The organism is Caviibacterium pharyngocola (assembly GCF_002795405.1).
Classification (GTDB): Bacteria; Pseudomonadota; Gammaproteobacteria; order Enterobacterales; family Pasteurellaceae; genus Caviibacterium; species Caviibacterium pharyngocola.
Genome location: NZ_PHGZ01000019.1, coordinates 25,484 through 48,466, shown reverse-complemented (window position 1 = coordinate 48,466; position 22,983 = coordinate 25,484). Strand labels below are relative to the sequence as shown.

Genomic DNA, 22,983 nt, shown 5'->3' with positions numbered 1-22,983 from the left:
TGATATTTTTTGCATTTATAACCACTGAACCAGTAAAGTCGATAAATCCTAATGAAATTATTTTAATCATAAGAAACCCCATCGCTCCATTATCCGTATTTTCTTGTTTTATTTTATTATTGTTAAATCCGTATTTACGTCATCCCCCAAATATATTTAGAAATTAAGTTTTTAAAAAACTTTATAAGAAAGCTCAAGAAAGTAATAATTTATAAAATTCAATATACTAAAATATGGAGTTATTTATATTTATAACAAATCACAAACTTAAATATAATATCACTAGATCTGAAATTTGATATTTTGATCGTGAAAACTTAGCCATTGTTAGGATAGAGAAATTATTATAACCACAAAACACAGATCTTATTTTAAACTTAAAAATGTATAAATCTGTATTAATTAAAAGTTTTTAACATAAGGAATAAATATGAAAAAAGAAAAAAAAGCATTAACAATAATTTTGTTAACACTCCCATTTTTTGTATTTGGGAAAAACTTTTCTAAAGAATATATTGATAACACCCATAGATACATAATATATGAAAGTATATATTTTCATATGAAACCAGCAGAAATAATAGGATTACATTGTTTATCATCAAAAGGGATAAAAGGAATCTCTAATACTTTACTTAATATTTATCCCGAATTAAAAGATGAGGTATTTGCCATAGAAGAACTAAATAAAAATATCTGTAAAATAGCAATAAAAGGTTTATTATCATTCGAAGAAATTGAACGTTATAAGAGCGAAATTGAGCAAGATAAAATCTTAAATCAGAAAAACAAGCAAAATAGATAAATTTTTACATCCAAACAAAATATAAAAAAGAAAGGAAAAAAAATGGAATACCTATCAATTACAAGAAGCATACTACAACCTAGAACGTGGGAAAACAGCTATTTAATGCTAAGAAAGCCTGAATTTGAGGGAGATGAAAACGGCTCAATTATTTATTCTTTACCGTTAGATTTTTCTGGATATGTCGAGGTTTATTTTTGGCGCGGTGTATTTGAATGGCGTATTGTTGATATAAATAAAGTGATTATTGATAGCTTTAATGCTCAATACGGTAGCCCAGAAATAGCCTTAACCGACGCTTTACTTTTTTGTAAACAGAAGGAGTTTATTTAATGTCTTTAATCGGTTACGCAAGAGTAAGCACACAAAGACAAGATTTAAATGAACAACTGGACGCATTAAAGGCGTTTGGTTGCAAAAAAATATTTACTGGAAAGCACTCTGGTAAAGCTCTAAATAATCAGAAACAACTGGATGAGTTATTTAATTATATCCGAGAGGGGGATACCGTAGTCGTTACAAAATTTGACCGACTAGGACGTAGCTTATCCCAATGTTTAAATGCTCTCGAATATTTTAAACGAAATAATATCGGTTTTATTGCTTTAGATAAGAGTATTGATACTAACCAAAAATCTGACCCAGTATCAATGGCTCTCATCCATCTGTTAGGTTTACTTGCCGAATTAGAACGTAGCTTTATTGTTGAACGTACTCAAGAGGGGAAACGAGCTAAAATTGCAGCTGGTAATATAAAAGCCAAAGGTGGTCGCCCATCAAAAATAACCCCGGAAATAAAGCAGAAAATGATGTTGGATTTTCAAAACGGTATATCTTTAGCTGAAGCAGCAAAAAAATATCAAATTTCTGAAGCAACAGTAACCAATGTGAAACGTCGGTTAAAAACAGAAATGGCAAAAGGTAAGGGAGCCTGACGGCTAAGGGTAAACCTTTCCAAGGGGAAAGGTCTTACTCGAAAGGGCCAAAAGGCCAAAGAGCTTTATGGCGTACACATTCATATAGGTTTTACTATGCTAAAATTACTCAAAAATCTGTTTCATACTACTAAATCTAATGTGGAAATTCCCAAGAATTCCGCCGCACTTTTCCCACATCAAAATGCAGATGGCTGGATTTATCCTTATCCTGCGACAACTTTATTGAATACCGAACTGAGACAAAAATATTTAGGCTTAATTTGGCAGCAAGTTTCAATGACTAAAGAAATGTTCAATTCAATATATCAACAACCTATTGAACGTTATGCCGAAATGGTGCAATTATTACCAGCCTCAGAAAATCATCATCACGCTCACTTAGGTGGAATGTTAGATCACGGCTTGGAAGTTATCACATTTGCAGCCAAATTACGGCAGAATTACGTCTTACCTCAAAATGCTGCTCCAGAAGAACAATCAAAGCAACGAGATGCGTGGACTGCAGCTGCTATTTATGCAGCTCTGGTTCACGATATAGGAAAAATTGTTGTCGATATTGAAATACAGTTACAAAACGGACAACAGTGGTTTGCTTGGAATGGTCTTCCCTCTCAACCTTATAAGTTCAAGTACATCAAAGGTAGAGACTACGAGTTACACCCTGTTTTAGGTAGTTTTTTAGGTAATTATTTAATACCTAAAGAAGCATTTGATTGGTTAGCTCAATATCCAGCTGTGTTTTCAACCTTAATGTATGTGATGTCCGGGCATTATGATAAAGGTGGTTTGTTGTCTGAAATTGTACAAAAAGCGGATCAATACAGCACTACATTAGCTCTCGGTGGCGATATTAATAAAGTGGTTCAGCGACCTATACAGTCATTATCAAAACAATTACTTTTAGCGTTACGCCATTTACTGCAACAAAAATTGAAAATCAATACCCCCCAAGGCCCGGCAGATGGTTGGTTTACACAAGATGGCTTATGGTTAATGAGTAAAACTACTGCCGATCAAATTCGAGCTTATTTAATGGAGCAAGGCATTTCCGTACCACACGATAATAGAAAATTATTTGATGAAATGCAGTCTTACGGTATTGTTGAAAGTACTATGGAAAATACTGCAATTTGGCATTGTCGAATAAAAGCAGATTCAGGTTGGTCCCCACCAAATACATTCAGTCTGCTTAGAATTAAACCTGAAATAGCGTGGGATAATATAGATGATCATCCAAAATATTTTGCCGGCAATATTATCATTGTAAACAATGACGATAAGGAAATTTCAAATGAGAAGCCAGTTAAAAAAACGTCAATAAATTTTTCTGGTGAAGAAAAAATTCAAATCCAATCACAGGAAAACATAGAAAATAACTCTCAAGAAAATATTAGTATACCTATTACCAATAATAGTACAGATTCAACAAATAATATTGAAGAAGACTCTACTAAATACTTATTGAATTTATTTGAAAAAAGTCCCCAAGAATTAATTAATACTGTTGATGATGCGATTGTGATGGAAACAACTATTCTAGAAAAACAGCCTCAGCCAATAATTAAAAAGACTGATTCAGATAAAAGTTGTAAAATTTCAGCTGAGATTCACGAAAGCACAGGAGATAGGTTTATAAATTGGCTTAAAAAAGGAATATTTGAAGATAGGTTCCCTATCAATAAAACTACTGCCAAAATTCATCTCGTTAAAGATGAAGTTGGGCATATTAATTTGTTTTTGGTTAGCCCGTCTATATTTGAACTATATTTCCAGCAATCAGGTGAAGTCTATGAACAGAAAGATGTCATTGCCTTACAGTATGCTTTTCAAGCACTAGGCTTACATAAAAAGCGCATTATATCTGACAAGAATAAGCAAGATAGCGTAAACTTCTGGTGTTGTTCAGTTATTGGACCGAGAAAAAGCTCACGCTTAACCGGTTACTTGATACCGAACACAGAACTATTTTTGGGTAGCAAGGTGTTGTTACCTAATCAACGTCTGACTTTAATTGAAGGATAACTCTATGAAAAATACAATTTCATTTGAAAAAATGTTGGATACATTTTTTTTTCTATCGCCATTTAAGACCAACCACTATACAAACTTATGAAAAAGTTATTCGACTTTTAACTGCCGAATATCCAGAGGTTACCCCTAACGATATCACTCAAATAATGATTTTAAATTGGAGAAAGAAAATTGTTGATACCACAATAAAACCAATAACTTGGAATAGTTATAATCGGCACTTAAAAGCTATATTTTCTTTTGCTATTAAGCATAATTTAATTAGTATCGAACAAAATCCATTTGATGGACTTTTTATTAAACAAGGAAAAAATAAAAAGAAAACATTGACTAAAAATCAATTAAATAAAATATCTTATATCTTAGATAAAAATAGTATTTTGCCCGAGATTCTAGAACCTCGTTGGTTTATAATAGCGTTAATAATGACTCTGAGATATACAGCAATGCGAAGAAGTCAATTATTGAAATTAAGGATTTATAATGTAAATTTAGATAATAGAACAATTTTTATTGAGCCATCAATTAATAAAAACCACGATTTTCATATAATCCCTATATCAGAAAAACTATATCCACATCTTGAACGATTAATTTTTGAATTAAAAAAGCATAAACAATCAGATAAAGAACAATTATTTAATTTTAATTTATTTTCTCACGCAATTAAAAGACGAGGTTTCGAGATGAATCAAGAACAGCTTACTCATATATTCAAAGTTCTTTCTAAATGCGTTGGGTTTACAGTATCTCCACATCGTTTTCGGCATACTGCAGCAACTCTGCTGATGAAAGATCCAAATAATGTTTATGTTGCTCAGAAATTATTGGGACATAAGGATATAAAAACAACTTTAGGTTATATTGAACATAATGTTGATATGATTAGAGAATATGTAGATATGCTATAATTGATAACAAAAAACCCGAAAATATCCGGGTTTTTACTCTGCTATTACACAAATTAAAATAATTACCAGCCGAGACAGTTTTCCATAAGATCCGCAGAAACCGCAGATATGTTGCCTTATGTTGGTTCATTCGAACACTGGCTCCAGCGTTAAGCGAGAACGCCCTGCTTAGTAAAGAGCTCATTGCCTTTCAAGTCGCTTGCAAGAACTCCTATCTCTTACAGTAACTTTATCATATACCTATCTAAATAATTTTGCAATCAGTTTTAATCGTGTTAAGTGGTTTATTACCCCATCGTCTTTGTACAGGCAGTGGGCTTGCTGGTGTCGCAAGTAAGAGCGTTACAGCACTATAATCATCAGCTATGTTTTCAACGATAACCGCACCTTTCGAACTTTTGATGATTGCAGCTTTCGTATGTTTTGGCTCTGGATAAATTGGAGTACGCTTATTAATGAGCAGAATTAAAAAATTAACTAATTCTTTAACAGTATAGACCCCTCTTTTCTTGAGTTCTAATTTTCGCCCCTCCCAAATATGATCTAAACCAAATTTCCAAGTATGCTTACCTCTGTAGAGCCAAATATCACCGGCAACCAATGTTTCATTGGTCGGTGGAAATTTCCCCACTATATAAATAGGTGTTTTAGGGTTCGTTACTCGCTTTAAGTATTCTTCAATAGGAAGATCTAGCAAACTGCCATTTGTTCTATAATGAGCATATATCATTATGCAAAAACCTTTTTGAAATAATGTTATGTTCGGACTCCCATTTTATTATTTACCTTTAAGGTAGCGAGACACCCATTTTACGCCCTATCTTTGATAGGTAATTCAATTATATGGGGCGTAAGAACATTTTTCAATTTCTTTCTGTTATGCTCATTTTAACCCTGCCCATCATATTTTGACTTGCAAGTGATGACTTTGCCCCATTAATCTTGCTATAACGATCACAAAATAAGCAAAAAAATAACAGATTTTGGATCTTTCAGGCTTTACAAACTTTTAAAATAGCGTAGTATAGGATCCGTCAAGAATTTGAGACAAATCTTGGAATGTATTGGCTAGGTACATAAATAGAGTGTTGTTTCGATGATTTTTCTTACTTAGACCACAAACCCAAGGGATTTAAAATCCCTCGACTTTCGAGTCGTGCCAGTTCAAGTCTGGCCTCGGGCACCATTAAAACAGTAAGAAATTTTGAAAGACAGTCGCTAAATGCGGCTTTTTTTATGCCTGAAATTCACCGCGCTTTTAACTCAACCTTATCCGCTTCCCTATTTCTTCTTTCTTTTTTGCATTAAAAAACAAAAAAATCGCACTAATTGTCTTTTTGTCTGTCTAAGCTCGCACTTATTAAGAAGATTTGCGGCAAAACAATCTTGCCGAATCAGTCTTATTTAACAAAAACGTGATAAAATCACGTTTTTTAAATCAATATGTTTTTAAATTAACCAATGGAAATCAAAATGAAATTCAAAAAATCTCTCATTCTTACCACTGTTGCCGTCAGCTCCGCGTTGTTTTTAACTGCTTGTAACGATAAACAAAGCAAACCACAAGCACCGGCGGCACAACAGCAGCAACAAAACGCACCGACCGATAAAGCGCAACAAGAAAGCTTAAACCGCTTTAACAGCGCTGTCCGTATCGTGCCGACGGAAAGAAATATCGGCAAAGATAAAGACGGTAAAGACGTCGTTTCTTTCACTTATCGCGTAGAAAACTTAGGTGACAAACCGATCAAAGAAATCCAATGGTTCAGTCTTGCCGGTGTGGATATGGCGATTATCGATATTTCCAATATTCCGGTCATTTTTGAAAAACCTTTAGAGCCGAAAAAAACCGAAAACGTCTTTTTAACTAAAAATATCGATATGGTGTCAGAAACCAGCCGCCCGATCTTTTTAGATCCGAAAAGCAATATTGAAATGAAAACCCTTGCCGGTAAATTAGTGTTTGCCGACGGTAGCGAAATTCTCGTAACATCACAAGAAGATTTAGTCGAATATTTGAAAAAAATCGCAAAATAATTTGATGTAAAAACTAAAAGCGCGGTAAATCGATTTCCGCGCTTTTTCTTTCGTTATAAATAAGCGAATGTCATCCAAAGGGGAAAACTTGCGCTAATAAATAATAGAAGGAACAAAGAATAATAATCGAATGTCCATTTTCGGAAAATAAATATAGCAAGAATCGCCGCGCAAACTAAATGCAAAAGAAAATATAAACTTACTGCCAATTCATTACTAAAAATCACCGCACTTGACTGCGCATAAACTAATAATCCTAACACGACTAAGGCATTAATAAACAAGGTCGCCGCTGCCGCCAAAGGTAACAAAGCGATAAATCCTTGCAGGCGATTGCGCGCGATAAGCAATAATAAATGCGCAAGCAAAATTCCGCTAATAAGTTGAGCAAAGAAGTTATATTGTAAAAAGTTTAACGGCGGTATATCCATAAATAAGAAGAAATAAGTCACAATGCCTAATCCGCCCAATAAAGCGCCCAAGATTAATATCGAGCGACGCATTAGTTCGTCTTGCGGCTGTTGCCAAATTGCGATCGTCAACATTATGCCGCACAAACACACAATATCCGTCAAAATATAATGGTACGTCGAAAATAAGCTGAGAATCAGCCAAACAATCCAATACGCCAGACAATATAAATTCGCTTTAATTAATCTCGCGCGCTGCCCGTTACAAATTTCGCCTTTAACAAACACCACAATGCACAATAATTGTGCGATAAGCACTGCAACGCTTAAATGCGGCAAGGCTTTGGCGTAAGGTTGTAAATACAATGCGAAAATATCCACCGCAGCCAACAACATTATCGGCAACAAGGAAAGCAATAAACCGTATTTCGGCTGTTCTGACATAACGAATCCTAATCGAATGAAATAAAAGCGCTATTATGCAAAAAATTAAAAGTGCGGTCAAAAATAAGCAAAATTTTCCTTTATGATCGATATGAAAGCGCCGTTTTGTCGCTGGCATTTTTTCGCGTTCGCCTCTAAAATATTGCCGAAAATCACCGCACTTTTATAAGGAAATTTATGCTGTTAAGCGTGTTATATATCATCGGAATTACCGCCGAAGCCATTACCGGCGCACTGGCCGCCGGTCGGGAAAAAATGGATATTTTCGGCGTAATCATCATCGCCTCGATGACGGCGATCGGCGGCGGTTCGGTGCGCGATGTATTGCTCGGACATTATCCGCTAGGCTGGGTGAAAAATCCGCATTATTTTTTAATCGTAGCCGGTGCGGCGGTATTAACCGTAGTCGTTGCGCCTTTTATCCGGCATTTTATGCGTTATTTTCGAACGATCTTCTTAGTATTGGATGCCGTCGGATTGATCGTTTTTTCCATTATCGGCGCACAAATCGCCTTGGATATGGGACACGGATTCACCGTCGCGATAATCGCCGCAATCATCACCGGCGCATTCGGCGGCGTTTTGCGCGATTTACTGTGCAACCGTATTCCGCTCGTGTTTCAAAAAGAACTCTATGCCAGTGTTGCATTACTGGCGACAAGCATTTATATTGGCTTACAACAACTTCAACTCAATCAAAATCTCGTGGTGATTATCACCTTAATCAGCGGATTTATCATTCGATTGGCGGCGATTTATTTCGAATGGGGCTTGCCTGTTTTCGACTATCAAGAACAGGAAATCGCCGACAAAAAGAATGATGATAAACTACCGAAAAAAATAAAATAGGATAACGAATGACAGCATTAATCACTCTTGGCAAACAGGCTAAACAAGCCGCTTTTGCCTTAGCGCAATTATCAGAAAAGCAGAAAAATAACGCATTAATGATCATCGCCGAACAGTTGGAAACTCACGCGCCGGCGATTTTAGCGGCAAACGCGAAAGATATTCAAGCTGCCGAACAGCAAGGGCTTTCCGCCGCGTTAATCGACCGTTTATTGCTCACCCAAGAGCGCCTACAAGCCATTGCCGATGATGTTCGTCACATTGTTTCCTTGGCAGATCCGGTGGGAAAAATTATCGACGGCGGCACGTTAGACAGTGGTTTGAAAGTCGAACGCGTGCGCGTGCCGCTCGGCGTGATCGGCACCATTTACGAAGCGCGTCCAAATGTTACGATCGACGTCGCCGCACTTTGCTTAAAAACCGGCAACGCAGTAATTTTACGCGGCGGAAAAGAAACCTGTCATTCGAACCGAATTTTGGTCGAAGTGGTACAACAAGCGTTGGAACGATCCGGCTTGCCGAAATTCGCCGTACAAGCCATTACCGATCCGGATCGCGAGTTGGTAATGCAGCTGCTAAAATTAGATCGTTATGTGGATATGATTATTCCGCGCGGCGGCGCCAAATTGCACGAGCTTTGCAAACAACATTCCACCATTCCGATTATTATCGGCGGCGTGGGTGTTTGTCATACGTTTGTCGAACAATCCGCCGATCAAGAGCGTGCCTTGTCGGTGATCGCCAATGCAAAAACCCAACGCCCGAGCACTTGCAACACGTTGGAAACGTTATTGGTGCAAGCCTCTATCGCACCAACCTTTTTACCGAAATTGGTCGATTATTTAAAACCGAAAAACGTAAAATATCACGCAGATTCCACCGCACTTTCCATTCTTCAATCCGCCGGCGCCGATGCGTCTCCCGTTCGCGAAGAGGAACTGCGCCAAGAATGGGGTTCGCCGGATTTAAACGTAGTCATCGTAGAAAATATCGAACAAGCCATTGCACATATCGCCGAATACGGCACTCAACATTCGGAAGCGATTTTGACCGAATCGCCGCGTTTGGCACAACAATTTATCAATCAAACGGATGCCGCGGCAGTGTATGTCAACGCCAGCACGCGTTTTACCGACGGCGGACAATTCGGTTTAGGCGCGGAAGTGGCGGTCAGCACGCAAAAATTACACGCGCGCGGCCCAATGGGATTAGAAGCCTTAACCTCTTATAAATGGGTGTGTAGCGGCGACTATGTTTCCCGATAAACAAGTGACGCCCTTTCACAAGAATTAACGAAAAAAAGCTGTGGTAATTTTATAAAAAATCTAAATCTAATCGAACTAATTAGATTTAGATTTATTTTTTGCAAAATTTCATTTGACAATTTTCTACGAAGTCGTTATTTCTATATCAAACACAACATTTTCATAATTAACAAATTAACAAAGAAGGAAGTTATCTATGTCCAATCTTTCCGTAGCAAAATTCGGCGGTACCAGCGTCGCCAATCACGCAGCGATGACCGCTTGTGCGAAAATCGTTATCGCCGATCCAAATACCCGCGTTGTCGTGCTTTCCGCCTCCGCCGGCGTAACCAATTTATTAGTCGCCTTAGCCAACGGCTGTGATGCCGCTGAACGCGCAAAATTAATCGCAGAAGTGCGTCAAATTCAAGAAAATATCTTAAACGAATTGCAAGATGCTTCTCAAGTGCGGGAAAAAATCGAAGCGATTTTAAAAACCATCGAAGCCTTAGCCGAAGCCGCAAGTCTTGCCACTTCAACCGCATTAACGGACGAATTAATTTGCCAAGGCGAAATGATGTCCACTTTAATTTTCGTTCAAGTTTTGAAAGAATTAAACAAGAACGCCACTTGGGTTGACGTGCGCACCGTGGTCGCCACCAACAGCAATTTCGGTAAAGCGGCGCCAAACGATGAACAAACACAGAAAAACAGCGATAACGTATTAAAACCGTTGATCGATCGCGGCGAATTAGTCATCACGCAAGGCTTTATCGGTCGCGATCCGCAAGGAAAAACCACCACTTTAGGTCGCGGCGGTAGCGACTACTCCGCCGCATTATTGGCGGAAGTGCTACACGCGAAAGACGTATTAATTTGGACGGACGTCGCCGGTATCTACACTACCGATCCGCGTATCGTGCCGGCAGCAAAACGCATCGACACGATGAGCTTCGCCGAAGCTGCCGAAATGGCGACTTTCGGAGCGAAAGTTTTACATCCGGCAACCTTACTTCCTGCCGTGCGCAGCAATATTCCGGTTTATGTAGGCTCCAGTAAAGCACCTCAAGACGGTGGCACTTGGGTCACGCGCGATCCGCAACCGCGTCCAACATTCCGTGCTATCGCGTTACGTCGCGACCAAACCTTAGTCACCTTATCCAGCCTCAGTATGCTGCACGCACAAGGCTTTTTAGCCAATGTATTCGGCATTTTGGCAAAACATAAAATTTCGGTCGATACCATCACTACATCCGAAGTGAGCGTAGCCTTAACCTTGGATAAAACTGGTTCCGCATCATCCGGCGCCAATATGCTGTCCGCAGAATTATTAGCGGAATTAAGCGAAGTCTCCAGCGTGAAAGTCGATACCGGATTATCCTTAGTCGCGTTAGTCGGCAATGATTTACACATCACCGCCGGCGTCGCAAAACAAATTTTCGACACCTTAGAACCTTACAATGTCCGAATGATCAGCTACGGCGCCAGCACAAACAATATTTGTATGTTGGTACAAAGCGCGCAAGCCGACGACATTGTGCGTGTTTTACACAAAAAATTATTCGAATAATTTTATTAACAAAAAAGAGCGGTGGAAAAACGACCGCTCTTTTTTATTTACGCGAATTTATCAAAGAAATACATAATTTGCATTGAGATTGAACGGATAAAATAGTAAAGTAATTGTTTGTTCGTTTATTTAAAACTTAAGCTTAAAAGGCGGAATATATGGGAAAAAGTGTTGTTATCTTAGGCGCTCAATGGGGCGATGAAGGTAAAGGTAAAATCGTTGACTTACTGACCGATCGAGTAAAATATGTCGTGCGTTATCAAGGCGGACATAACGCCGGTCATACGTTGATTATCAATGGCGAAAAAACCGTGTTGCGTTTAATTCCTTCCGGTATTTTACGCGATAACGTCACCTGCTTAATCGGTAACGGCGTAGTGCTTTCACCTTCCGCATTAATGCAAGAAATGGGCGAATTGGAAAGCCGCGGCATCAAAGTGCGCGAGCGTTTATTAATTTCCGAAGCTTGCCCGTTAATCTTACCTTATCACGTTGCAATGGATCACGCTCGCGAAGCGGCACTCGGCAAAAAAGCCATCGGTACGACCGGTCGCGGTATCGGCCCGGCTTATGAGGACAAAGTTGCACGCCGCGGATTGCGTGTCGGCGATTTATTTGATCGCGCCGCTTTTGCCGAAAAATTGAAAAATATTTTAGAATATTACAATTTCCAATTAGTTCACTACTACACAGTCGAACCGGTAGATTATCAAAAAACCTTAGACGAAGTTTTTGCCGTTGCCGATGTGATTACCGGTATGGTCGCGGACGTCACCACAATTTTGGATACCGCGCGTAAAAACGGCGATAACATTTTATTCGAAGGCGCACAAGGCACAATGTTAGACATCGACCAAGGTACTTATCCTTATGTGACCAGCTCCAACACCACGGCAGGCGGCGTATCCACCGGCTCCGGTTTCGGCCCGCGTCATATTAATTATGTATTAGGTATCGTGAAAGCTTATTGTACCCGTGTCGGCGGCGGCCCGTTCACTACCGAATTATTCGATGACGTCGGCGCAGAAATCGCACGCAAAGGTAACGAATTCGGTGCGGTAACCGGTCGTCCGCGTCGCTGCGGCTGGTTTGATGCCGTAGCGATTCGCCGCGCGATTCAAGTCAACTCCATTTCCGGTTTCTGTATGACCAAACTAGACGTTTTAGACGGTTTCGACGAAGTCAAAATTTGCGTAGGCTACAAAATGCCGAACGGTGAAATCGTCGAATACGCCCCGCTCGCTGCAAAAGACTGGGAAGGCGTCGAACCGGTTTACGAAACAATGCCGGGCTGGAAAGAAAACACCTTCGGCGTCACCGACATTAATCAACTTCCGCAAAATACACGCAATTACATCAAACGTATTGAAGAAGTCACCGGCGTACCGGTAGATATCCTATCAACCGGCCCGGATCGTGTCGAAACAATGATTTTACGCGATCCTTTCGCCGCATAAATCGTCACTACAATAAACAAAACCTCCGAAATGCTCGGAGGTTTTTTATTCTGTAATTTCAAAACTGCGACAGAAGATTTTTAAACCTCAAAGGACAAAGATATTGCCTTTTCCACTTAATTTCTTAATAAAGTTTATGATTAAAAGATTTTTTATTTTTGATATTTCTTTTACAGGGTAAAATATCAAAAATCACTCGCGGGTGATGATTTTTTCCGCATACTTTGGTAAAAATAAGACGTCCGAAAAACAAACGGAGAAGCAAATGGCAGTGAAACAAAAAGATATTATTATTGTCGGCGGTGGTATGGTTGGAGCTGCTTGTGCGGCGGGTTTGGGGAAATTAGGTTTACAGGTTCATATTATCGAACGCGCGGGGTTGCCGCAATATCAGCCGGATGCGCCTTATGATCTGCGTATTTCTGCCGTGAGTGTTGCTTCGGTGAATTTATTAAAACGCCTTGGTGCGTGGCAATATATCGAAAAAATGCGCGTGTGTCCTTATCGTGCGTTGGAAACTTGGGAAATCGAGGGGTTTTCCACTCGTTTTCATAGCGATGAATTGCAGCTGAGCGAGCTCGGTTATATGATTGAAAATAACCTGATTCAACTGGGGTTATGGCAATCTTTCGCCGGACAGGACAATATCACCGCTTCACTAAACGTGGAAATTACACAGACGGAAAAGTACGGTGAAAATTGGCACATTTTTTTAAATAATCAAGAAACCTATTGCGCGCCGCTGGTTATTGCCGCCGACGGTGCGAACTCTCAACTCCGTCAACTTGCCGGTATCGGTTTGACCGGTTGGCAATATCGACAAAATTGTATGCTGATTGTGGTGGATACCGACTTGCCGCAACAAGATATCACTTGGCAACAATTCTACCCTTCCGGCCCGCGCGCCTTTTTGCCGTTGCTCGGTCAACAAGCTTGTTTAGTATGGTATGACAGCCCGCAAAAAATTCGTCAATTACAAAGTTTATCCGCCGAAAAATTGGGTGAAGAAATCCGTCAAGCTTTTCCACCGCGCTTAGGTGATATTCGCGTGCAATGCGCCGGCAGTTTTGAGCTGGTTCGTCGGCACGCACAACGTTATTTTAACCGAGGTGTAATTTTAGTTGGCGATGCCGCGCATACCATCAATCCGCTTGCCGGACAAGGCGTGAATCTCGGCTTTAAAGACGTGAAAACTTTGTTGGATATACTGGAAAGTGCGGTGCAAAAAGGACAAGATTTTACGGATGAAAATTTGTTTATACGCTATCAACGAATGCGCAAACCAGATAATTTACTAATGCAAAGCGGAATGGATCTGTTCTATAAATCGTTCAAAGAACCCTTATTGCCGCTAAAAATCGCGCGCAATTTAGCGTTTTTCGCCGCTGATAAAGCGACGCCACTCAAGAAACAAGCGTTAAAATACGCCTTAGGATTATAAAAAAACCGCCTGATAACAGGCGGTTAAGTAATGGTTTCTGCGGTTTAATAGCCATCCCCCAACATATTCGGCAGAAATTCGGCGTGCTGAATACGTTTCACACGGGTTTCGATACGACCGTCGTGATGTAATTCGATTTCCCGCCAACCGGGTTGTAAGGTATCTAACGCAAAACTGTTGCTGTCCGGTTTGAATTGAATACAAGTGGACGGTGTTGCCATTATTTTATAACCGTTCCATTCACCGTCGATTTGTTGGTGAATATGCCCGCATAAAATGCCGCGAACCTTGGCAAAAGGTGCAAGCGTATAAGCCAAATCAAGGGAATTACGCAAGTTATGTTGATCCAACCACGCGGAATTCGTCGGTAAAATATGGTGATGTAGCACCACCAAGGAATAACGCTGCGGATGTTCTTTTAATTTCGCTTCCAACCAATCGATTTGATACTGCCCCAGTTGTCCGTGCGGTACGCCGAACACTTGGCTGTCTAACAATAGAATTTGCCAATGTTCGCCTAATAAAATATGTTTAATCGGGCTAATATTACCGTGATGTTGATTCAAAATATCAAACATTTTCGGTTGAAAATCGTGGTTGCCCGGAATCCAAAACACGGTTTTTTGCAAGGATTTTACATTTTCGCAAAAACGTAAGTAACCCTCGTCGCTACTGTCTTGTACCAAATCGCCCGTTGCCAATACGATGTCGTAATTAAAATCGCTTTGCCCGATTTCCGTTAACACTTGATTAAAACTAGCTTGCGTATTAATCCCTAATAGCTCGCCTTTTTCATCCTTAAATAGATGCGGATCAGTAATTTGCACCAATCGAATAACGTTTTCAGAGGTGTGGTATGTATAAGTATTTACCAAGATAGCCTCTCCCTAATATTACAAACTCACTATAAGTTACGAATTTCAAAAAAAATGTCATTATCCAAATATAAAAAATGCTACCTATGTCATATTTTTTGTTGATTTTCTTATAAAAATCCAATACGGCTCACATTTTTAACGCCAATCATTTTGCAGTTTTCGATAATTTAATTCCAACCACAATAACCCGGTGACGGCAATGCCGTTATCAATTTTACCTTCGCAAACCCATTGGTAAGCAGTTTCGCGTTTCACCACACGCACGCGAATATCTTCGTGTTCTTCCGCTAAACCGTGCAAGCCTTTTGCCGTTGTGCTGTCCACTTTGCCGGCAAAAATATGAATTCGCTCCAATACGCCGCCCGGACTGTCCCAAAAACTTATCGCGTGACGTAAATGTTCGATTTTCACGCCTGCTTCTTCCTCGCTTTCGCGCAACGCCACTTCTTCCGGCATTTCGCCTTTTTCCACCATTCCAGCGATCAATTCAAGCAACCAAGGAGATTGCGACGATTGCGGATCATAAGCGCCGATGCGTACTTGTTCCACCAGCACAACGCTATCCGCTTGCGGATCGTAAGCTACCACCGCCGATGCCGCACCTTTCACGAGCAATTCTCTGGTCACGACTCCGCTAGTTCCGCCGGCAAAAAGTTTATGTTTAAAGCGGATTCGTTTCAGTTCAAAAAAACCTTTATACAAGGTTTCTTCATCGAGTATTTCAATATCTTGCTGTGAAAATTCATTACGTTCGGACATACCTCGCTCCTTAGCTAAAACGTGACACGTTGATTAGCATACTGGAATTTTTACAAAAAAAATGTAATTATTATAATTAATTTTGAAATTTTGATATGAATCACAAAAAATAAATGAAAGTGTGCCTCCTCCATTTTGTTTTAACCGGTTTTACCGTCAAAAATCCTAAAGGAGACACATTCTATGATACAAATCTTAACTTTTTCTTAAACGATCGGAGCTGACTAAAAATAATGCGATTACCATTAATAAAATCGCTCCGGAAAATAAAAGTGCGTTGATCGGGCTGGAGTGATCCACAATGATTAAACGTACCATTGCGGTAATGCCGATATAGATAAAATAACGCAGCGGGAAGTGATAATTGGTCTTGAAATATTTAACAATGAGCGCTAAAAATTCAAAATAAAGAAAATACACGACGATTTTCTCCACCAATAAATACGACGCTTCTTTGGAATGATCAAATAGCACCGACACCAAGCCGTAAGTTTCTTTGGCGAGAAAGATCACCAAAATCACCGCCAAAACCGATAGTGAAATATTCAAAACCCACTGTAATAAGGTTGAAATGCCTTTACTGAAATAACTCAGATTTTCTTCCGTGTTTCGTTTTTCCATACTTTCCTAAATAAAAAAATGTTCGAAAATGTCCGCTAAATGCGCGACTAAAACGGGTTTTCCCGCAATTTCTTCATCTTGCCACGCGCGTAGCAACACCTCGCTGCCGAATTGTTGCGCCGCTTGTTGCGCCAAAGGAAGATAGCTGATGTGCCAAGGTTCGCGTCCGATTGTGACGTTTTCCGGCACGTTTAAAAACGGCAAGACGAAATCAAACCGCGCAAGATTTTCCTGTAGCCATTGGCTAAGTTCGAAAAAATAACCGCCTTGTTCGTATTCCCAAGGTTCCAGTTGTAAGCTTTGTTGCGACGGCAATAAATTCGGATCAAAAATATCGATTTCCGTTCCCCAATGATGACGACTAGCGCCCGGTAATGCCGACCAACGTAAAATCATTCGGCATTTTTCCCAATCGGAAAGTGCGGTCAAATCCAGCGCATTTCCTTGATCATCGTGCACTTTTCGTTCGCCTTGAAATTTTGCGTTCCAAATGACTTGCTGGCGTTGGAAATCGCGAAAACTGCTCGCCGGTTGTAAATCAAAGCCATTTTTCACCGCACTTTTTTGCAACGCCTGAAAAGCTTTCACCGCGTCGGCTTGCAAAAAGTGATTCGATGAAAACGGACAAGGCAAGGGTTGTAAATGATCGCGCGATTTGCCCGTCAACATTTGTTCCGTCAAAATCATTTCTTCCTCGCTTAGGCATCAAGCAAGTTAACAAGCATTTGGCGATAAATTTCGCCTAAAGTCGCCAAATCTTCGCAAGAAACGCATTCGTTTACTTTATGAATAGTGGCGTTTAACGGTCCGAGCTCCACCACTTCCGCGCCCATTAAAGCGATAAAACGCCCGTCGGAGGTGCCGCCGCCGGTTTCCAAATTCGGTGTAATGCCGGTAAATTGCGCCACGCTATCCACCACCGCATTAACCAATTTGCCCGGTTGAGTTAAAAACGGTTTGCCGGATAAATTCCATTCGATACGATAAGTCAACCCGTGTTTTTCCAGCATTTCCGCTACTTTTTGTTTAATGATTTCATCCGTGACTTCCGTGCAATAACGTAAATTGAATTGAACATAAAGTTCGCCCGGAATTACGTTATTACTGCCGGTTCCCGCTTGAATATTGGCGATTTGTAAACTGGTCGGCGGAAAAAACGCATTTCCGTTATCCCATTGATAAGCGGTCAATTCCGTCAAAAATCCCAAGGCTTTATGTACCGGATTATCCGCCAAATGCGGATAAGCGACGTGTCCTTGCACGCCTTGAATAAACAAATTACCGGTAATGGAACCGCGTCGTCCGTTTTTCACAACATCGCCCAATTTAACCGCACTTGAAGGCTCGCCCACCATACAATAATCGATTTTTTCACCGCGCGCCATTAGGCTTTCTACCACGCGCACTGTGCCGTCTTTTGCCGCGGCTTCTTCGTCGGAGGTGATCAAAAAGGCAATCGTGCCCGAATGATTCGGATTAGTTTTCACATATTCTTCCGCCGCGACAATCATCGACGCCAAGGATCCTTTCATATCCGCTGCGCCGCGCCCGTATAACATATCATCAATAATTTGTGCGTCGAACGGCGGATATTGCCACAAATTTTCATCGCCGACCGGCACTACATCCGTATGTCCGGCAAATGCCGTCACCGGTGCGCTGCTGCCGTGCGTTGCCCATAAATTCAAGGTATCGTTAAAAGGCATCCATTCAATGCGGAAACCTAATTTTGCCAAACGTTCGGCGATAAGTTGCTGACAGCCTTGATCATCCGGACTGATTGAAGGTCGTCGAATAAGTTGTTGTGCAAGATCAATTATGCTTTGTTTCATTTTTTACTCTATTTAATCGGTTTTTTCTTAAATCGGCTTCATTATATAACAGCCCGCCTTAATCTTTAAAAAGAAAAATTTTTTCACCGCACTTTGCGCTTACAGAGCTTCACAGTATTGAGAAAATTATTTTCCTTTTCGCTCATTTTGGTTTTTGTGACTGTGATAACAAAAATATTTTTTCCTTTACGCTAAAATAATTTCAATTTTCAACCATAAAGCAGAGGACGATTGTATGAAAAAGCTCATTAACTCCGTTGAAACCGTTTTATCCGAACAACTTAAAGGACTTGCCAAAGCCCATTCCAACCTCGTATTAAATGAAGAACCTGTTTTTGTGCGCCGCGCCGATTCGCCGGTCAGCGGAAAAGTCGCCGTTATTTCCGGCGGCGGTAGCGGTCACGAACCGATGCACGCAGGGTTCGTCGGTGAAGGAATGTTGGACGCCGCTTGTCCGGGCGCGATTTTTACCTCGCCGACGCCGGATCAAATATTCGAATGCGGACTTGCCGTCGATAGCGGCGAAGGCGTCCTATTATTGATTAAAAATTACACCGGTGACGTATTGAACTTCGAAACTGCCGCCGAATTATTAGCCGACGCAGGCGTTAAAGTCGCCACCGTATTGGTTGACGACGATGTGGCGGTGAAAGACAGCTTATATACCGCCGGACGCCGTGGTGTTGCGAATACGGTGTTGATTGAAAAAATCTTAGGTGCAGCGGCAGATAAAGGCTATCACTTGGATCAACTCGCCGCATTGGGTGAAAAATTGAATAACCAAGGACATTCTATCGGTATTGCCTTGGGCGCTTGTACCGTTCCCGCCGCCGGCAAACCCTCTTTCACCTTAGCAGAAAACGAAATGGAATTCGGCGTGGGCATTCACGGCGAACCGGGTATTGAACGGCGGGAATTCGTGAACTTGGATCAAACCATCGAACAAATGTTTAATACCTTAATTGAAAACGGCGCATATGAACGCACTATTCGCCGCTGGGATCACGAAAATAATCAATGGCAAGAAAATCAAGTCGCTAAAGCCGCATTACAAAAAGGCGATCGCGTAATTGCATTAGTCAATAATTTAGGCGCGGTGCCGCTTTCCGAGCTTTACGGCGTGTACAACAAATTCAGCGAATGTTGCGAAGCGTTCGGGTTAACTATAGAACGTCAATTAATCGGCTCCTATTGCACGTCTCTTGATATGCAAGGCATCTCCGTCACTTTGTTAAAAGTCGATGATGATCTTCTTGAATTGTGGGATGCACCGGTCAACACACCGGCATTACGTTGGGGCAAATAAGTAGTAAGGAAAAATTATGAGCATTACAAAACAACAGATTTTGCAATGGTTTGAAAATTGCCACCTCGTGTTAACCGAACAACGTGATTATCTCACTCAGCTGGATACGGACATCGGCGACGGCGATCACGGTTTAAATATGCAGCGGGGGTTCAGCAAGGTAATCGAAAAATTACCGACCGTAGAGGATAAAGATATCGGCACAATTTTGAAAACCGTCGGAATGACGTTACTTTCTCAAGTGGGCGGCGCAAGCGGCCCGCTTTATGGCACGTTTTTCATCAAGGGCGCGCAAAGTGCGGCGGGAAAAGAAAACCTTTCCGCTGCGGAACTTTATCAATGCATTAAAAGCGGCGTGGAAGGTATTGTGTCGCGCGGCAAAGCGGAAATCGGCGATAAAACGATGTGCGATGTTTGGTTGCCGTTATTGCAAGATTTAGCCGATGCCGACGAACAAACCGCCATTTCGGATCTGCTGGAAAGTGCGGTGAAAAAATCGCAAGAATATTTAGCCGCGACGATTCCGCTTGTGGCAAGAAAAGGGCGTGCCAGCTATTTGGCGGAACGTAGCGCAGGTCACCAAGATCCGGGCGCAACCTCCACTTGCTATATTCTGCAAGCCTTATATGACGCAGTGAAATAGGAGCTGTTATGGTTAACTTAGTGTTAGTATCGCACAGCTTGAAATTGGCGGAAGGTGTCGCCGAATTATTGCAGCAGATGGCGCAAAATTGCCGAATCGCCGTTGCCGCAGGTATCGACGATCCCGACAATCCTATCGGCACGGACGCAGTAAAAATTATGCAAGCCATTGAATCGGTTTATGATAAAGACGGCGTGGTAATTTTTGTGGATTTAGGCAGCGCCGTATTAAGCGCAGAAACCGCATTAGATCTGCTCGATCCCGAAATGGCGGAAAATGTGGTAATAAGCTACGCACCTTTAGTTGAAGGCGCAATGGCAGCGGTTGTTGCGGCATCCGGCGGAGATAACCTCGCTACCGTACTTGCAGAAGCGGCAAACGCTGCCGCATTGAAACTGCAACAAGGCGAAAATTAATTTGCCGCGGTTTATCTTAAAAGCATAAGCGAAATAGGCTTATGCTTTTACCTAACCAAATCATAAAAAGCGTTATTTTCCGCCTAATTGTCCCAAAGTTTGGGCATAACTTTTCACATCAAAGCCGATTAATGCAATGCCCTCTTGCAGAATAATCGGGCGTTTGATTAAGGTCGGTTGTGCCAATAAGGTCTCAAGTGCGGTGGTTTTTGACCAATTTTCTTTCAACGACGGATCCAAATTGCGCCACGTCGTGCTACGTTTATTCGTCAACTGTTCCCAACCGAATTGCTGCTCGGCCGCCGCCAGCCAGTCCGCCGTAATGCCGTCGGTGCGAAAATCCCACAAGCTCGCTTCAATGCCGTTTTCCTTCAACCAATTCAAGGCTTTTTCACCGTGTCGCATTGTTTAATACCATAAACTTTCAACATATTATTCTCCTTTTAAATATAATTTATCCGCCACGACACGCAATGGCTGCATATCACTGTTGCCCACTATTACACGTGAAGTGTCCGAACGTAAACAACTGCCGCCGTAATGTCCGCCGACCGTAAAAGTGCAAACTTGAACATATTGATCCGCCACTTTCGGCAAACACCAAAGTTGTTGATAAATATATTCCTGACGATCAAAACGCCCGTCGGTTTCACCTAAAACCTGTTTCTCTTCGCCGACTAAGGTAACGTTATTACCGCAACGTCCGGCGATCGGCTTTTTCGCATAACCGTTACGAATCAATTCGTCCGTTAATTCAAAGCTCGCTTCCAATAAATAACGATGTTGCGGAAATAATGACCACAACACTGGCAAAATGGCTTTATTGCTCGGAATTGCCGTCCAAAGCGGTTCATAAACCAGCACTTCGGGACGCAATAGCACATCGATTAAGCGTACTTTATCTTCCGGATAGCCGGTGCGAATCGGCGGTGCTACCGCTTTCCCGCCGGTTTCTTCGCGCAGCTGCTCCAACATTGTTTCCCACGCCCAAGTTTTCCACACGCTTAGCACCGGATTATTTTCATCATCCAACAAGCGCCCGCGTTTATCCCAATGCAAGCCCTCCGTATTGCGAATAATCTTGGTTCGATAACCCGCTTGCAACAAGGCGGAACGCATAAACATTGCGTGATAATCTTCTTCGCTATCGTGATCCTGCATAATATGTACAAGCGATGTGTTATCTCGATGTTTCCAGCAATCCGCCAGCGCATCGCGCAAGCCACTACTCGGATCTTCGCCTTGCACGTTACCGCCCGTTTGCGCCCAGCGCCCCAAAATCGCGCCGGCTTCCGCGTGGCAGGAAGCGGAATCTGCGTTATATTCATACACTTTTAAGCCGCGCTCGTTTAAGCAAAAATCCAACCGACCCGATACCGTTTGATAACGCCGATTTTGCCAAGACAAGCGTAAGCGCGGCCATAATAATTTTGGAATATTGAAATATGCCAATAAGTTATCATCTTTCAGCACTTTATCGGTGGCGTGTAAATACATTAAATGCAATTCATTAGTGGCGCGAATCAATTCGTGTTGCGCACTTTCCGAAATCGTGAAATAGCGATAAGGATCGCCGCGATGAATCCGATGTCCGCCCATTGCACGCACATAAAGTTGTTCGAAAGGATCCGCTTCGTTCAACCAGTTTCCGTTAAATTGACCGTGATTTTCCAGTTGTTCGGTGCGAATTTGCAGCAGATCGCCACTTGGCATCGGCTGCGACAAACTGTAACGAGTATCTTCCGTTTGAATCATCCAACCGAGAATTTCGGTGTCGTCAAAAGTATCGTGCAAGCGATAACCGCCGTTTTCGCGCGTCATCGGTAATTCGCGCGTCCATTGTTGACCGCTTGGCAAGCGATAATGGATCACATTTTGTTCGGCAATACGAATTTTATCTTCGAATACTTCGGTGATAACGGCGACGTGACCGGTTTCCTGAAATTCCCCGCCTTCTTGCCAAATCAATAACGCGCCGGATTCCGGCTTTTTCCGGCTGCCGTTGGCAAAAGCTTGCAACGGCACTAAAGCATCGTTCACTACTTGACGCAAAAAACGTAATGAAAAAATTTCATACGCCATTCCCACATCGGTGAAAACCATTCCGTAATTTAAATATAAATAACGGCGGGCAAATTCCACACACTGCCATTTATACCCCATATATTCGCGATCCAAATAGCTGCGAAATGCGGCGTCATCAGGATATTCCCGTTTATCGGCGGTTTCATAATCCGATGAATAAATCGCCACGCCGCCCGGCGCGTAACCTAGTAAACTACCGAAAGGATCGTGCGTGGAAATATTCGGCGAGATTTCCGACATAACAAACTCCGAGTAAAAAATAATAGGAAGTTAGTATAGACCTAATTTCAGCCGAAAACAAAAAGA

22 protein-coding genes and 1 pseudogene are annotated in these 22,983 nt (G+C 41.6%); 14 read left to right on the top strand and 9 right to left on the bottom strand.

Annotation, left to right across the window (positions count from 1 at the left end):
• The first annotated feature begins 430 nt into the window (after positions 1-430).
• The 5 genes from CVP04_RS08605 to CVP04_RS08585 all read left to right on the top strand — a co-directional run bounded on the left by CVP04_RS08605 (position 431) and on the right by CVP04_RS08585 (position 4,685).
• Positions 431-805, top strand: a complete 375-nt coding sequence (locus tag CVP04_RS08605; protein ID WP_100297104.1) for a hypothetical protein — start codon at positions 431-433, stop codon at positions 803-805.
• A gap of 42 nt (positions 806-847) precedes the next feature.
• Positions 848-1,138: a hypothetical protein gene (locus CVP04_RS08600; protein ID WP_100297103.1), complete on the top strand. Its 291-nt coding sequence runs from the start codon at positions 848-850 to the stop codon at positions 1,136-1,138.
• Entirely contained in the window at positions 1,138-1,740 is a 603-nt protein-coding gene (locus tag CVP04_RS08595; protein WP_100297102.1) for a recombinase family protein, read from the top strand. The genes CVP04_RS08600 and CVP04_RS08595 overlap by 1 nt, the downstream gene beginning before the upstream one ends.
• Positions 1,741-1,836: 96 nt before the next feature.
• The gene (mobH, locus tag CVP04_RS08590) at positions 1,837-3,765 is read left to right on the top strand and encodes a MobH family relaxase (RefSeq protein WP_100297101.1); all 1,929 of its coding nucleotides are present in this window, start codon (positions 1,837-1,839) and stop codon (positions 3,763-3,765) included.
• A 155-nt stretch (positions 3,766-3,920) separates the two neighbouring features.
• The gene (locus CVP04_RS08585) at positions 3,921-4,685 is read left to right on the top strand and encodes a tyrosine-type recombinase/integrase (RefSeq protein ID WP_100297106.1); all 765 of its coding nucleotides are present in this window, start codon (positions 3,921-3,923) and stop codon (positions 4,683-4,685) included.
• Positions 4,686-4,929: 244 nt separating this feature from the next.
• On the opposite strand, the gene CVP04_RS08580 is transcribed toward CVP04_RS08585, so the two are convergent.
• Positions 4,930-5,415 carry a hypothetical protein gene (locus CVP04_RS08580; RefSeq protein WP_100297100.1) on the bottom strand — a complete coding sequence of 162 codons (486 nt, stop codon included), beginning with the start codon at positions 5,413-5,415 and terminating at the stop codon, positions 4,930-4,932.
• A 743-nt stretch (positions 5,416-6,158) separates the two neighbouring features.
• On the opposite strand from CVP04_RS08580, the gene CVP04_RS08575 reads away from it, so the two are divergent.
• Entirely contained in the window at positions 6,159-6,722 is a 564-nt protein-coding gene (locus CVP04_RS08575) for a hypothetical protein (protein WP_100297099.1), read from the top strand.
• Positions 6,723-6,775: 53 nt separating this feature from the next.
• On the opposite strand, the gene CVP04_RS08570 is transcribed toward CVP04_RS08575, so the two are convergent.
• The gene (locus CVP04_RS08570) at positions 6,776-7,576 is read right to left on the bottom strand and encodes a hypothetical protein (protein ID WP_100297098.1); all 801 of its coding nucleotides are present in this window, start codon (positions 7,574-7,576) and stop codon (positions 6,776-6,778) included.
• Between the two features lie 177 nt (positions 7,577-7,753).
• Between CVP04_RS08570 and CVP04_RS08565 the strand changes: the two genes are divergently transcribed.
• From CVP04_RS08565 to CVP04_RS08545, 5 genes are all read left to right on the top strand, one after another.
• Positions 7,754-8,425, top strand: a complete 672-nt coding sequence (locus CVP04_RS08565) for a trimeric intracellular cation channel family protein (protein ID WP_100297097.1) — start codon at positions 7,754-7,756, stop codon at positions 8,423-8,425.
• Between the two features lie 8 nt (positions 8,426-8,433).
• Entirely contained in the window at positions 8,434-9,690 is a 1,257-nt protein-coding gene (gene proA, locus CVP04_RS08560) for a glutamate-5-semialdehyde dehydrogenase (protein WP_100297096.1), read from the top strand.
• 196 nt (positions 9,691-9,886) lie between these two features.
• Positions 9,887-11,239, top strand: a complete 1,353-nt coding sequence (lysC, locus tag CVP04_RS08555; RefSeq protein WP_100297095.1) for a lysine-sensitive aspartokinase 3 — start codon at positions 9,887-9,889, stop codon at positions 11,237-11,239.
• A gap of 158 nt (positions 11,240-11,397) precedes the next feature.
• Complete coding sequence (purA, locus tag CVP04_RS08550) at positions 11,398-12,696, top strand: adenylosuccinate synthase (protein WP_100297094.1); 1,299 nt, start codon at positions 11,398-11,400, stop codon at positions 12,694-12,696.
• Positions 12,697-12,961: 265 nt separating this feature from the next.
• A complete protein-coding gene (locus CVP04_RS08545; protein WP_100297093.1) occupies positions 12,962-14,137 on the top strand; it encodes an FAD-dependent monooxygenase in 1,176 nt (391 codons plus the stop codon).
• Between the two features lie 44 nt (positions 14,138-14,181).
• Here CVP04_RS08545 and cpdA read toward each other — a convergent pair whose 3' ends face one another.
• From cpdA to dapE, 5 genes are all read right to left on the bottom strand, one after another.
• The gene (gene cpdA, locus CVP04_RS08540; protein ID WP_100297092.1) at positions 14,182-15,012 is read right to left on the bottom strand and encodes a 3',5'-cyclic-AMP phosphodiesterase; all 831 of its coding nucleotides are present in this window, start codon (positions 15,010-15,012) and stop codon (positions 14,182-14,184) included.
• 138 nt (positions 15,013-15,150) lie between these two features.
• Positions 15,151-15,774 (bottom strand): ADP-ribose diphosphatase, encoded by a 624-nt coding sequence (nudF, locus tag CVP04_RS08535; RefSeq protein ID WP_100297091.1) that lies wholly within the window; start codon positions 15,772-15,774, stop codon positions 15,151-15,153.
• A gap of 195 nt (positions 15,775-15,969) precedes the next feature.
• Positions 15,970-16,395 (bottom strand): phosphate-starvation-inducible protein PsiE, encoded by a 426-nt coding sequence (gene psiE / locus CVP04_RS08530; protein ID WP_100297090.1) that lies wholly within the window; start codon positions 16,393-16,395, stop codon positions 15,970-15,972.
• A 6-nt stretch (positions 16,396-16,401) separates the two neighbouring features.
• Positions 16,402-17,082, bottom strand: coding sequence for a M15 family metallopeptidase (locus tag CVP04_RS08525; RefSeq protein ID WP_100297089.1), 681 nt, complete (start codon positions 17,080-17,082; stop codon positions 16,402-16,404).
• An 11-nt stretch (positions 17,083-17,093) separates the two neighbouring features.
• Complete coding sequence (gene dapE, locus CVP04_RS08520; RefSeq protein WP_100297088.1) at positions 17,094-18,227, bottom strand: succinyl-diaminopimelate desuccinylase; 1,134 nt, start codon at positions 18,225-18,227, stop codon at positions 17,094-17,096.
• A gap of 235 nt (positions 18,228-18,462) precedes the next feature.
• Here dapE and dhaK point away from each other — a divergent pair, with 235 nt between their 5' ends.
• From dhaK to dhaM, 3 genes are read left to right on the top strand one after another with little or no spacing between them, the layout of a single operon-like run.
• A complete protein-coding gene (dhaK, locus tag CVP04_RS08515; protein WP_100297087.1) occupies positions 18,463-19,533 on the top strand; it encodes a dihydroxyacetone kinase subunit DhaK in 1,071 nt (356 codons plus the stop codon).
• Positions 19,534-19,549: 16 nt separating this feature from the next.
• Entirely contained in the window at positions 19,550-20,176 is a 627-nt protein-coding gene (gene dhaL, locus CVP04_RS08510; RefSeq protein WP_100297086.1) for a dihydroxyacetone kinase subunit DhaL, read from the top strand.
• 8 nt (positions 20,177-20,184) lie between these two features.
• The gene (dhaM, locus tag CVP04_RS08505) at positions 20,185-20,592 is read left to right on the top strand and encodes a dihydroxyacetone kinase phosphoryl donor subunit DhaM (protein ID WP_100297085.1); all 408 of its coding nucleotides are present in this window, start codon (positions 20,185-20,187) and stop codon (positions 20,590-20,592) included.
• Positions 20,593-20,664: 72 nt separating this feature from the next.
• Here the strand turns inward: dhaM and CVP04_RS08500 are convergent.
• Both CVP04_RS08500 and gss read right to left on the bottom strand, forming a co-directional pair.
• Positions 20,665-21,023, bottom strand: a pseudogene (locus CVP04_RS08500) (Spx/MgsR family RNA polymerase-binding regulatory protein).
• 1 nt (position 21,024) lies between these two features.
• On the bottom strand, positions 21,025-22,917 hold the full coding sequence (gene gss, locus CVP04_RS08495) for a bifunctional glutathionylspermidine amidase/synthase (protein ID WP_100297084.1): 1,893 nt from the start codon (positions 22,915-22,917) through the stop codon (positions 21,025-21,027).
• Between the last annotated feature and the right edge of the window lie 66 nt (positions 22,918-22,983).

Bases quoted from the DNA above. Each gene is read 5' to 3' on its own strand.
- CVP04_RS08605 (WP_100297104.1), top strand. From the start codon at position 431: ATGAAAAAAGAAAAAAAAGCATTAACAATAATTTTGTTAACACTCCCA.
- CVP04_RS08600 (WP_100297103.1), top strand. From the start codon at position 848: ATGGAATACCTATCAATTACAAGAAGCATACTACAACCTAGAACGTGG.
- CVP04_RS08595 (WP_100297102.1), top strand. From the start codon at position 1,138: ATGTCTTTAATCGGTTACGCAAGAGTAAGCACACAAAGACAAGATTTA.
- mobH (WP_100297101.1), top strand. From the start codon at position 1,837: ATGCTAAAATTACTCAAAAATCTGTTTCATACTACTAAATCTAATGTG.
- CVP04_RS08585 (WP_100297106.1), top strand. From the start codon at position 3,921: ATGATTTTAAATTGGAGAAAGAAAATTGTTGATACCACAATAAAACCA.
- CVP04_RS08580 (WP_100297100.1), bottom strand. From the start codon at position 5,415: ATGATATATGCTCATTATAGAACAAATGGCAGTTTGCTAGATCTTCCT.
- CVP04_RS08575 (WP_100297099.1), top strand. From the start codon at position 6,159: ATGAAATTCAAAAAATCTCTCATTCTTACCACTGTTGCCGTCAGCTCC.
- CVP04_RS08570 (WP_100297098.1), bottom strand. From the start codon at position 7,576: ATGTCAGAACAGCCGAAATACGGTTTATTGCTTTCCTTGTTGCCGATA.
- CVP04_RS08565 (WP_100297097.1), top strand. From the start codon at position 7,754: ATGCTGTTAAGCGTGTTATATATCATCGGAATTACCGCCGAAGCCATT.
- proA (WP_100297096.1), top strand. From the start codon at position 8,434: ATGACAGCATTAATCACTCTTGGCAAACAGGCTAAACAAGCCGCTTTT.
- lysC (WP_100297095.1), top strand. From the start codon at position 9,887: ATGTCCAATCTTTCCGTAGCAAAATTCGGCGGTACCAGCGTCGCCAAT.
- purA (WP_100297094.1), top strand. From the start codon at position 11,398: ATGGGAAAAAGTGTTGTTATCTTAGGCGCTCAATGGGGCGATGAAGGT.
- CVP04_RS08545 (WP_100297093.1), top strand. From the start codon at position 12,962: ATGGCAGTGAAACAAAAAGATATTATTATTGTCGGCGGTGGTATGGTT.
- nudF (WP_100297091.1), bottom strand. From the start codon at position 15,774: ATGTCCGAACGTAATGAATTTTCACAGCAAGATATTGAAATACTCGAT.
- psiE (WP_100297090.1), bottom strand. From the start codon at position 16,395: ATGGAAAAACGAAACACGGAAGAAAATCTGAGTTATTTCAGTAAAGGC.
- CVP04_RS08525 (WP_100297089.1), bottom strand. From the start codon at position 17,082: ATGATTTTGACGGAACAAATGTTGACGGGCAAATCGCGCGATCATTTA.
- dapE (WP_100297088.1), bottom strand. From the start codon at position 18,227: ATGAAACAAAGCATAATTGATCTTGCACAACAACTTATTCGACGACCT.
- dhaK (WP_100297087.1), top strand. From the start codon at position 18,463: ATGAAAAAGCTCATTAACTCCGTTGAAACCGTTTTATCCGAACAACTT.
- dhaL (WP_100297086.1), top strand. From the start codon at position 19,550: ATGAGCATTACAAAACAACAGATTTTGCAATGGTTTGAAAATTGCCAC.
- dhaM (WP_100297085.1), top strand. From the start codon at position 20,185: ATGGTTAACTTAGTGTTAGTATCGCACAGCTTGAAATTGGCGGAAGGT.
- gss (WP_100297084.1), bottom strand. From the start codon at position 22,917: ATGTCGGAAATCTCGCCGAATATTTCCACGCACGATCCTTTCGGTAGT.